Raw genomic sequence first — 10260 nt, forward strand, 5'->3', positions numbered from 1 at the left:
GTGCCCAGTTCACCGCGCAGGAAGCCGATCACCGAGTCCGGGATGTCGTAGCGGGCCGGGTCGGCGGCGAAGTCGTGGGCGCGCCCCCCCGGGGCGCCCCACCCCCCCGCCCCGCCCCCCCCCCCCCCGGCCCGGACGAGACCGGGTCGCGGCCGTCCGGGCCGAGTTGTACACATGTGGACGAACACTCGCGCGCCGGTCATTCGCGCACGTAGTAGCGCAGCGTGGCGTAGGCGGCGATGCCGGCGGCGACGATGCCGATGGGGGCGATGGTCAGCGCCACCACCGCGATGTCGTCGCCGGTGATGCGCGGGAAGACGTTGCTGTCGAACAGTGGGCCGAGCGCCCGGTCGATGACCAGCGGACGGGCGATCAGCAGCCCGGCCACGGCAAGCAGCGAGCCCGCCACGGCGGCCACCACCGCCTCCATCAGGAACGGCAGCTGGGTGTACCAGCGGGTGGCGCCGACCAGGCGCATGATGCCGACCTCGGTGCGCCGGGTGAACGCCGCGATCTGCATCATGTTGGCGATGAGCAGCAGCGCGGCCAACGCCATCACCACCGCGAGACCGAAGGCGGCGTTGCGCAGACCGTCGAACAGGCGGAGCAGCCGGTCGACGAACTCGCTGTCGTTGGCGACGGTGCGCACGCCCTCGCGGTCGGCGAAGCTCTGGTAGATGTGCTCGTACTGGCTGCCGTCGGTCATCTTCACCCGCAACGAGGCCGGCAGCGGCGTCTCGGAGATGTACTGCACCATCTCCGGCTGGTCCTCGAAGAGTTTCTTGGCCTCCTCCAGCGCGGCGGCGCGGTTGAGGAACTGCACGCTCTCCACGCCGGAGGTGGTCTTCATGTCGGCCAGCAGCGAGCTGCACGGCTCGGCCGCGCAGTCCGGGTCGTTGTCGGAGATGTTCTCGTCGAGGTAGAAGCGCACCTCGAGGCGGCCGGTGAAATAGGCCTCGGTCTTGTCGGCCATCCGCACCGACAGCAGTCCGCCGCCGAGCATGGCCAGCGACACCGCGGTGGTCAGGATCATCGCGATGGTCATGGTCAGGTTGCGGCGCAGACCCGTGCCGACCTCGTTCAGCAGGAAGCTCGCGCGCATCAGTCCTGTGCCCCTGTCGCCTGTCCCCCGATGGTCTCGTACTCGCTCATCGACCCACCCCGTAGACGCCGGTCGCGTCGTCGCGGACCAGCCTGCCGCGATCGAGTTCGACCACGCGCTTGCGCATGGCGTCGACGATGTGGTTGTCGTGGGTGGCCATGAGCACCGTGGTGCCGGTGCGGTTGATCCGCTCGAGCAGCATCATGATGTCGCCGCTGGTGTCGGGGTCGAGGTTGCCGGTGGGCTCGTCGGCCAGCAGCACCAGCGGCCGGTTGACGAACGCGCGGGCGATGGCCACCCGCTGCTGCTCGCCGCCGGACAGCTCGCCGGGCAGCCGGTCGGCCTTCCCCGCGAGGTTGACCATCTCGAGCACCTCGGGGACGGTGCGCTCGATGAACTGGCGGCGCTTGCCGATCACCTCGAGCGCGAACGCCACGTTCTCCTGCACGGTCTTCTGCTGCAACAGCCGGAAGTCCTGGAAGACGCAGCCGATGCGCTGACGCAGCTTGGGCACCTTGCGGCCGGGCAGCTTGTCGACCCGGAAGTCGGAGACCCTGATCTCACCGGAGGTCGGCGCCTCCTCCTTGAGCAGCAGGCGCATGAACGTCGATTTCCCGGAACCGGACGGTCCGATGATGAAGACGAACTCGCCCTTGTCCACATCCACGGTGATGTTGTCCAGCGCGGGTCGCGTCGACGTCTTGTACGACTTGGTGACGTTCCGCATGGTGATCACGGGGAGCCAGTGTAGCCAGCGGGCCAGGCGCGCGCGCGGTCGGTGAGCGCTACTTCTCGGGCGCGGCCGGGGCGGGCTCGCTCTGGGTGACCGCCGCTGGCAGCAACCCGCTCAGCGGCAGCACCGCGGGCTGGGTCTGCTCGTCGGGCTTGACGAACAGGTAGAGCACGAACACGCCGATCCAGGCCAGGGTCAGCGCGGCGGTGGACTTGCGGGGTCTCGCCCCGGCGACGATCTCTCTCTTACGCAGTCTCACTCATACCCTCCCGGCGCAGCGCCGAGGCCACCCGCACCCGCAATTCCCGGCTGACCTCGAACTGTTTGCCGGGCAGCGTGCGGGCGACCATGCGGATGTTCATCTTGTCCATGGCGAGGTCCTCGACGCCCATCACGGTGGGCTGGTCGAGCAGCAGCGGCTCCAGCCGCGGATCGGCGTAGGCCTCGGCGCCGACCTCGTGCAGGATCTCGTTGACGCGGGTGAGATCCGCGCCTGCGGCGACCGGCACGTCGATCGCGGCGCGCGCCCAGTCCTTCGACAGATTGGTCACTTTCACGATCTGCCCGTTCGGCACGATGATGACCTCGCCGTCGGGGTTGCGCAGCGTGGTGATGCGCAGGGTGACGTCCTCGACGGTGCCCTCGGCCATCTCCGAGGAGCCCGCCACCGAGATGCGCACCACGTCGCCGAAGCCGTACTGGCGCTCGGTGATCAGGAAGAAGCCGGCCAGGATGTCCTGCACCACCCGCTGGGCGCCGAAGCCGAGCGCGGCGCCGAGCACGGCGGCGGGCGCGACCAGGCCGGTGACCTGGAAGCCGAGGCGCTGGAGCACCTCGATGCCGACGAGCACGTAGGCGATGGTCATGACCACCCAGGTCAGCACCTGGGCCAGCGCGTGGCGGTGCTTGGCGGCCTCGGTGCGCACCAGCGCGTCGCCGCCGCGGAAGCCCGCGTCGATCTGGCTGGTGATCCGGTCGCGCACGTAGCTGACGAACCGGCCGAACAGCATCGCGCCGAGGATCAGCAGCACGATCTCGAGTCCGCTGGAACGCAACCACGCGGTGGTGCTCTCGCCCAGCGCGAACGACGTCATCGAACCCATCGCCGAGCCGCTTCACCCTCCGTTACCAACACGGTGGACAGGCTACCCCCGCGCGGGCGACGCGGACGCGCGCGTCGCGATTCTCTCCCCGCCCCGGGACCGGAATCCCTGCCGGCGCAGATCAATTCGGCTGCGCCTCGCGCATACGCCAGCGGATACCGGACTCGATCAAGCCGTCGATGTCGCCGTCGAGGACCGCGCTGGGGTTGTTGACCTCGTAGTTGGTGCGCAGATCCTTGACCATCTGGTACGGGTGCAGCACGTAGGAGCGCATCTGGTTGCCCCAGGAGGCGCCCTCGTTGGTCTTGAGCGCGTCCATCTCGGCGCGCTCCTCCTGGCGCTTGCGCTCCAGCAGCTTGGCCTGCAGCACGCGCATGGCCGAGATCTTGTTCTGTAGCTGCGACTTCTCGTTCTGGCAGGTGACCACGATGCCGGTGGGGATGTGGGTCAGTCGCACCGCGGAGTCGGTGGTGTTGACCGACTGGCCGCCGGGGCCGGAGGAGCGGTAGACGTCGACGCGGACGTCGGTGTCGGGGATCTCGATGTGGTCGGTGGTCTCGACCACGGGCAGCACCTCGACCTCGGCGAAGGAGGTCTGGCGGCGGCCCTGGTTGTCGAAGGGGCTGATGCGCACCAGGCGGTGGGTGCCCATCTCCACCGAGAGGGTGCCGTAGGCATAGGGGGCCTTGACGGCGAAGGTGGCGCTCTTGATGCCCGCCTCCTCGGCGTAGGAGGTGTCGTAGATCTCCACCGGGTAGCCGTGCCGGTCGGCCCAGCGCACGTACATGCGCATCAGCTTCTCGGCCCAGTCGGCCGCGTCGACGCCGCCCGCGCCGGAACGGATGTTGACCAGCGCCTCGCGCTTGTCGTACTCACCCGACAGCAGGGTGCGGACCTCCATGGCCTCCACGTCGGCGCGCAGCGCGGCCCGCTCGGCGTCGGCGTCGGCGAGCGCGGACGCCCTGGCCTCGCCCTCTTCCTCCTCAGCCAGCTCGTAGAGCACCGGCAGGTCCGCCAGCCGGGAGCGCAGTTCCTCGACGCGGCGCAGTTCGCCCTGGGCATGCGAAAGCTCGCTGGTCACCTGCTGGGCGTGGTCCTGGTCGTTCCACAGCTCTGGATCGGCGGCCTGGTGTTCGAGCTCGTCGATGCGGCGGCGCAGTTCCTCGATGTCGAGGACCGACTCGACCGTCTTGAGAGTGGCGTCGAGTTCGGCGATGTCGGCGGAGACGTCAGGATGCACGGTCATCAAGGCTACCGGTCGGGCTGCGAGCAGCCGAAACCGCTCGCCACCCCGGCCCGGTGCGAGGTGATCCCCGGGGGCCGCGCGCTCACCCCGGGACCGCGCGCAGCCCGCCCGGGTGACGACCGGCGAGCCGGTCCAGCGCGGTCGCGCTCGCCGCGTCGGCGGGCAGGTGGACGACGAGGCGCTGCGCGTCGTCCGCGGAGAGATCGAGCGTCTCGTAGGCCAGCCGCAGGGAGCCGACCTCGGGATGTTCCATCCTGGTGACGCCGGAGGCGGCCGGCAGGCCTGGCACCGTGTTCACCCGCCGGGTGAACTCCGCACCGGCGACCACGGTCAGTTGCTCGGCCAGCCGGGCCACGTCTGGATTGCCGCGGAAGGGGCCTTCCTTGAGGGTCGCCACCCAGTGGTCGGCGACCTGCGGCCAGTCCGGGTAGAGCTCGCGCGCCCGCGGGTCGGCGAAGACGTACCAGGCGAGATGACCGCCGTTGTCCTCGTCGAACAGCCCGCTCGGCGCCATCAGGCTCCGGTACCCGTCGGTGCAGGCCAGCACCTCGCCGGTCCGGTCGAACAGGGCGGCCGGGGCGGGATCGAGGTGATCGAGCACCGCCCGCACGGCGGGCCGGACCGTGCGCCGCACCGGTGCCGAACCCATGCAGGCGAAGCCGGGGTCCGCGGCTTTGGTGAGGCGGTAGAGGTGGACGCGCTCGCTCGGGGTGAGCCGCAGGGTGTCGGCGAGTGCGGCGAGGACCTCCGGCGACGGCCTGCGGTCGCGGCCCTGCTCGAGCCGGGTCAGGTACTCCACGCTGATCCCGGACAGCAGCGCCAGCTCCGAACGTCGCAGTCCCGGTGCGCGCCTGCGGGTTCCGGCGGGCAGTCCGAGACTCGCCGGCGTGACCGCGTCGCGCCGGGAGCGCAGGAACAGGTCCAGCTCGTTGTCGCTCACCACTGCACGGTACCGCCGCGCGTGGCGCCGAGGGTGGCCCTCGCGCTACCACCATGACGGCGGTCTACTCACCGTCGGCCCGGACGCCCGAGGCTCGTGACCGGCGACCGGTGGATCCGGTCGCCCGATCACGAGATCCGTTGCAGACAGGGAGACAGAGATGAGACTCGCGGTGATCATCGGCAGTGTCCGCGAAGGACGCTTCGGCCCGACGGTGGCGCACTGGTTCGCCGAACTGGCGCGCGCGGACGGCCGTTTCGAGGTGGACGTGATCGACCTCGCCCGGACGGACCTGCCGCTCGCGCTGCCCGCGGTCCCGCCCGCGTTGGACCCGGACCCGGCTCGACCGGAGGGGATGCGGGAGCTGAGCGAACGCCTGGCGGCGGCCGACGCGTTCGTGATCGTGACACCGGACTACAACCGCAGCTACCCCGCGGCATTGAAGGCGGCGATCGACTGGCACTTCACGCAGTGGGACGCCAAAGCGGTCGGCTTCGTCGGCTACAGCGGCGCGACCGGCGGGCTGCCCGCCATCGAGCACCTGCGCGCGGTGTTCACCGAACTCAATGCCCACCCGGTGCGCGACTACGTGAGCTTCCCCCGGTACTACCTGCTCTTCGACGAGCAGGGCGAGTTGCGCGAGCCCGAGGCCCCGACCGCCGCGGCCGCGGGGATGCTGGACCAGTTGCACTGGTGGGCGAACGCCTTGGTCGCCGCGCGGGCCGCGTCGATCGCCTGAGCGCGAGTCGGGCGCCGGGACGGGGCGAGCGGGCCGATAGGCTGGGCGATCATGGCTGCGCACTCCTCCGATCTCGAACTCGCCCTCCGGCTGGCCGACGAGGCCGACGCCATCACAACGACGCGCTTCGGGGCGCTGGATCTGAAGGTGGACGCCAAGCCGGATCTGACCCCGGTCTCGGACGCGGACCTGGCGGTGGAGGAGTCGATCCGGCGGCTGCTCTCGCACGCGCGGCCCGGCGACGCGGTGCTCGGTGAGGAGTTCGGCGGCGACGCCGAGTTCACGGGCAGGCAGTGGGTGATCGACCCGATCGACGGCACCAAGAACTTCGTGCGCGGGGTGCCGGTGTGGGCGAGCCTGATCGCGCTGTTGCACGACGGCGTGCCGGTGGTCGGCGTGGTGAGCGCGCCCGCGCTGGCCAGGCGCTGGTGGGCGGCGAGCGGTTCGGGGGCGTGGACGAGTTTCCACCCCGGCGCGCCGAGGCCGATCGCGGTCTCGCGGGTGCGCGAGCTGTCCTCGGCGAGCCTGGCCTTCTCCAGCCTGTCCGGCTGGCGCGATCGCGGCCTGCGCGAGCAGTTCGTCGATCTCACCGACGAGGTGTGGCGGGTGCGCGGCTACGGCGACTTCTTCAACTACTGCCTGGTGGCCGAGGGCGCGGTCGACATCGCGACCGAACCCGAGGTCTCGCTGTGGGATCTGGCGGCGCTGGACATCCTGGTGCGTGAGGCGGGCGGACGATTCACCTCGCTGGCGGGCGAGGACGGCCCGCACGGCGGGGACGCGATCGCCACCAACGGATTGCTGCACGAGCAGACGCTGGCCAGGCTGCGTCCCGCCTGACGCATCCGCCGAGCGCGGCCGGACGCTGATCAGCCGGACGCTGCGACCGGCTTCCCGCCCACCTGGGCAGGGGCGAGCCACCCCCATCGACAGCTCGCCCCTGGCCTCGGCACCTCCCGGGAGCACCGCAGCCGCGGCATGCCGGCGCGACGCGGTGAGCGGGAGAGTCCGGTCTAGCCCGCCGAACCGGTGGGCAGCCCGGAACCGGAGGCGGAACCGGAGTCGCCGGACCCGGAGGACGAGCCGGAGTCGCCGGACCCGGAGGACGAGCCGGTCGGCGGGAACTGCCATTCGCCGGAGCCGAAGTCGCCGCCGATCCCGCCCTGGCCGGAGCCGAGATCGAAGATCGGCCCGCCGGAGCCGACGTCGACCTGCGGCCCGCCCGGGTCGAAGTCGGTTTCGATCGGCACGAGCGGCAGCCCGGGGGCGGCCTGCGCGGGGGTGCACACCAGACCGGCGGCGAGCGCGAGTCCGGCCACCGCGGCCATTCGTCTTCCCGCCGTCACCACAGCAGCTTTCATGGACAAGACCTCCGTTTCAGGGGGACGATGCGGTCACCGTAACGGAAGCGGCACAATTGTGAAGCGCGTTTGTTTCAGAAATCTCACATCGCCTCCCCGCGCGGTCGAGGCAGCCGACTCGACGCCGTTCTTACTCTGGAGTAAGGTAGTTACTACTCAGGAGTAAGAACGATCGACCCTGACCTCACCCCACCCCAGCAGAAAACAGGTGATGATGAGCACCCGAGACAGCGCGACGAAGCGACGTCCCGCGAACGGACGCAGTGACGACTCCGCCGTCGGCCTCAACCAGCCCAAGCGGGACTGGATGGGCGCGGCGATGCGAGTCATGACGACGATCACCGGCTCCGACATCGTCGAGAAGTACAACCTGCGCAAGCCGATCGAGCGCGTCACCTACGAGAGCACCAAGAGCGGCTTCCGCACGCTCGGCGCCGCCACCAGGGCGTTCAAGAAGGTCTCCGGCAACGGCGCGCCCAAGCGGCTGCCCGACAACGAGGCGAAGAACAAGGACTACTTCGACCTCACCCCCACCGAAGACCAGCAGATGATCGTCGAGACGGTGAAGGATTTCGCCGCCGAGATCATCCGCCCGGCCGCCGCCGAGGCCGACGCCGCCACCAAGGCCCCCGCCGACCTGGTCGCCCGCGCCGCCGAACTGGGCATCACCGTCATCAACGTGCCCGAGGAACTCGACGGCGTCGCCACCGAGCGCGGCGCGGTCACCAACTCGCTGGTGGCCGAGGCCCTCGCCTACGGCGACATGGGTCTGGCGCTGCCGATCCTGGCCCCGAGCGGTGTCGCGGTCGCGCTCTCCCAGTGGGGCACCGACGCCCAGCAGCGCACCTACCTGCCGTCCTTCGCCGGGGAGAACGTGCCGCAGGCCTCGGTGGTCATCGCCGAGCCGCGCCCGCTGTTCGATCCGTTCGCGCTGCAGACCAAGGCCACCCGCTCCCCCAGCGGCTACCGCCTCAACGGCGTGAAGAGCCTGGTCCCCGCGGCCGCCGACGCCGAGCTGTTCCTGATCGCCGCCGAGCTCGACGGCCGCCCGGCGCTGTTCATCGTGGAGTCCGACGCCAAGGGCCTGGTGGTGGAAGCCGACCCGAGCATGGGCCTGCGCGCCGCGGGCATCGGCAGGCTGATCCTGGAGGACGTCGCGGTCAACGCCGACGCGGTGCTCGGCGACGCCGACCCGATCGCGCGTGCCGAGGAGTACGCCGACGCGGTGCGGCTGGCCCGCCTCGGCTGGGCCTCGCTGGCCGTCGGCACCTCCCAGGCCGTGCTCGACTACGTGATCCCCTACGTCAACGAGCGCGAGGCCTTCGGCGAGCCGATCTCGCACCGGCAGGCCGTGGCCTTCATGGTCGCCGACATCGCCATCGAGCTCGACGGCCTGCGCCTGGTCACCCTGCGCGGCGCCGCCCGCGCCGAGCAGGGCCGTTCCTTCGGCCGCGAGGCCGCGCTGGCGCGCAAGCTGGCCACCGACAAGGGCATGAAGATCGGCCTGGACGGCGTGCAGCTGCTGGGCGGGCACGGCTTCACCAAGGAACACCCGGTCGAGCGCTGGTACCGCGACCTGCGGGCCATCGGCGTCGCCGAGGGCGTCGTCCTCATCTGACCGGCTCGATCAGCTCTTCCAGGAGACCATCCCCATGATCAACCTCGAACTCCCCAAGAAGCTGCGGGCCAGCGCCAACCAGGCGCACCAGGTGGCCGCGCAGATCTTCCGCCCCATCTCGCGCAAGTACGACCTGGCCGAGCACGAGTACCCCAAGGAACTCGACACCATGGCCGCCATGGTCGAGGGCCTGTCGGACTCGGGCACCCAGAAGATCAGCGGCGCCACCGGCGGCCGCTCCGACTCCGACGACAAGAGCGCCAACAACAACGGCGGCAACATGTCCGCCCTGCTCAACGCCCTGGAGACCTCCTGGGGCGATGTCGGCCTGATGCTGTCGATCCCCTACCAGGGCCTGGGCAACGCGGCCATCGCCGCGGTCGCCACCGACGAGCAGCTCCAGCGCTTCGGCAAGGTGTGGGCCGCCATGGCCATCACCGAGCCCAGCTTCGGCTCCGACTCGGCCGCCGTGAGCACCACCGCCGTCCGCGACGGTGACGAGTGGGTCCTCAACGGCGAGAAGATCTTCGTCACCGCGGGCGCGCGCGCCACCCACATCGTGGTGTGGGCCACGGTGGACAAGAGCAAGGGCCGCGCGGCGATCAAGTCGTTCGTCGTGCCGCGCGACGCCCCCGGCCTTTCGGTGGCCCGCCTCGAGCACAAGCTCGGCATCCGCGCCTCCGACACCGCCGTGCTGCTGCTGCAGGACTGCCGCATCCCGGCCGACAACATCCTCGGCAGCCCGGAAGTCAACGTGGAGAAGGGTTTCGCGGGGGTCATGCAGACCTTCGACAACACCCGTCCGCTGGTGGCCGCCATGGCCATCGGCGTGGCCCGCGCCGCGCTGGAGGAACTGCGCCGCCTGCTCGAGGGCGCGGGCGTGGAGATCTCCTACGACACCCCGGCGATGAACCAGCACGCCGCGGCCGCGGAGTTCCTGCGCATGGAGGCCGACTACGAGGCCGCCTACCTGCTCGCGCTGCGCGCGGCCTGGATGGCCGACAACAAGCAGCCGAACTCGCTGCAGGCGTCGATGTCCAAGGCCAAGGCCGGCCGCACCGGCACCGACGTGACCCTCAAGGCCGTCGAACTGGCGGGCACCCTCGGCTACTCGGAGAACCTGCTGCTCGAGAAGTGGGGCCGCGACTCGAAGATCCTCGACATCTTCGAGGGCACCCAGCAGATCCAGCAGCTCATCGTGGCTCGCCGGGTGCTGAACAAGACCAGCGCCGAGCTGAAGTAACACACGCGACGACGGGAAACCGGTGCGGGTCGATCCTGTGACCCGCACCGGTTTTCTTTCGGGCGGACCCGGTCCGCGCCGGGCTCGGCGCGGGCGCCGCGGGCGCCGATGCGGTTACCGAAGCCGAGTTACGCAATACACACCAGCACCCCCGCCGCGGGGGGGCGCCCCCCCC

The 10260-nt window shown here is 70.5% G+C and carries 12 protein-coding genes; 4 read left to right on the forward strand and 8 right to left on the reverse strand.

Features of this window, described 5'->3' with window-relative positions:
• From QH283_RS22970 to QH283_RS23000, 7 genes are all read right to left on the reverse strand, one after another.
• Positions 1 to 203 (reverse strand): hypothetical protein (locus QH283_RS22970; protein WP_280505021.1); only part of this gene is annotated, 203 nt, incomplete at its 3' end.
• The gene (gene ftsX / locus QH283_RS22975) at positions 200 to 1102 is read right to left on the reverse strand and encodes a permease-like cell division protein FtsX (protein ID WP_280505022.1); all 903 of its coding nucleotides are present in this window, start codon (positions 1100 to 1102) and stop codon (positions 200 to 202) included. The genes ftsX and QH283_RS22970, both read right to left, overlap by 4 nt.
• A 46-nt stretch (positions 1103 to 1148) precedes the next feature.
• A complete protein-coding gene (gene ftsE, locus QH283_RS22980) occupies positions 1149 to 1838 on the reverse strand; it encodes a cell division ATP-binding protein FtsE (RefSeq protein WP_280505023.1) in 690 nt (229 codons plus the stop codon).
• A 49-nt stretch (positions 1839 to 1887) separates the two neighbouring features.
• Positions 1888 to 2094 (reverse strand): hypothetical protein, encoded by a 207-nt coding sequence (locus QH283_RS22985; RefSeq protein WP_280505024.1) that lies wholly within the window; start codon positions 2092 to 2094, stop codon positions 1888 to 1890.
• Positions 2081 to 2929, reverse strand: a complete 849-nt coding sequence (locus tag QH283_RS22990) for a mechanosensitive ion channel family protein (protein WP_280505025.1) — start codon at positions 2927 to 2929, stop codon at positions 2081 to 2083. The genes QH283_RS22985 and QH283_RS22990 overlap by 14 nt, the downstream gene beginning before the upstream one ends.
• Positions 2930 to 3059: 130 nt before the next feature.
• Positions 3060 to 4178, reverse strand: coding sequence for a peptide chain release factor 2 (gene prfB, locus QH283_RS22995; protein WP_280505032.1), 1119 nt, complete (start codon positions 4176 to 4178; stop codon positions 3060 to 3062).
• A gap of 88 nt (positions 4179 to 4266) precedes the next feature.
• Complete coding sequence (locus tag QH283_RS23000; protein ID WP_280505026.1) at positions 4267 to 5124, reverse strand: helix-turn-helix domain-containing protein; 858 nt, start codon at positions 5122 to 5124, stop codon at positions 4267 to 4269.
• A 160-nt stretch (positions 5125 to 5284) separates the two neighbouring features.
• Here QH283_RS23000 and QH283_RS23005 point away from each other — a divergent pair, with 160 nt between their 5' ends.
• Together QH283_RS23005 and hisN are read left to right on the forward strand one after the other, a co-directional pair.
• Complete coding sequence (locus QH283_RS23005; RefSeq protein WP_280505027.1) at positions 5285 to 5863, forward strand: NADPH-dependent FMN reductase; 579 nt, start codon at positions 5285 to 5287, stop codon at positions 5861 to 5863.
• Between the two features lie 51 nt (positions 5864 to 5914).
• Positions 5915 to 6703 carry a histidinol-phosphatase gene (hisN, locus tag QH283_RS23010; protein ID WP_280505028.1) on the forward strand — a complete coding sequence of 263 codons (789 nt, stop codon included), beginning with the start codon at positions 5915 to 5917 and terminating at the stop codon, positions 6701 to 6703.
• Positions 6704 to 6876: 173 nt separating this feature from the next.
• Here the strand turns inward: hisN and QH283_RS23015 are convergent, their stop codons facing one another.
• Entirely contained in the window at positions 6877 to 7224 is a 348-nt protein-coding gene (locus QH283_RS23015; protein WP_280505029.1) for a hypothetical protein, read from the reverse strand.
• 208 nt (positions 7225 to 7432) lie between these two features.
• On the opposite strand from QH283_RS23015, the gene QH283_RS23020 reads away from it, so the two are divergent.
• Positions 7433 to 8842 carry an acyl-CoA dehydrogenase family protein gene (locus QH283_RS23020; RefSeq protein ID WP_414689633.1) on the forward strand — a complete coding sequence of 470 codons (1410 nt, stop codon included), beginning with the start codon at positions 7433 to 7435 and terminating at the stop codon, positions 8840 to 8842.
• 34 nt (positions 8843 to 8876) lie between these two features.
• A complete protein-coding gene (locus tag QH283_RS23025; RefSeq protein WP_280505031.1) occupies positions 8877 to 10085 on the forward strand; it encodes an acyl-CoA dehydrogenase family protein in 1209 nt (402 codons plus the stop codon).
• The last annotated feature ends 175 nt before the right edge of the window (positions 10086 to 10260 follow it).

This window comes from Nocardia farcinica (assembly GCF_029867845.1).
Lineage (GTDB): Bacteria > Actinomycetota > Actinomycetes > Mycobacteriales > Mycobacteriaceae > Nocardia > Nocardia farcinica_A.

Excerpts from the sequence above, each read along its gene's own strand:
- ftsX (WP_280505022.1), bottom strand. The coding sequence starts at position 1,102 with ATGCGCGCGAGCTTCCTGCTGAACGAGGTCGGCACGGGTCTGCGCCGC.
- QH283_RS22990 (WP_280505025.1), bottom strand. The coding sequence starts at position 2,929 with ATGACGTCGTTCGCGCTGGGCGAGAGCACCACCGCGTGGTTGCGTTCC.
- QH283_RS23005 (WP_280505027.1), top strand. The coding sequence starts at position 5,285 with ATGAGACTCGCGGTGATCATCGGCAGTGTCCGCGAAGGACGCTTCGGC.
- hisN (WP_280505028.1), top strand. The coding sequence starts at position 5,915 with ATGGCTGCGCACTCCTCCGATCTCGAACTCGCCCTCCGGCTGGCCGAC.
- QH283_RS23015 (WP_280505029.1), bottom strand. The coding sequence starts at position 7,224 with ATGAAAGCTGCTGTGGTGACGGCGGGAAGACGAATGGCCGCGGTGGCC.
- QH283_RS23025 (WP_280505031.1), top strand. The coding sequence starts at position 8,877 with ATGATCAACCTCGAACTCCCCAAGAAGCTGCGGGCCAGCGCCAACCAG.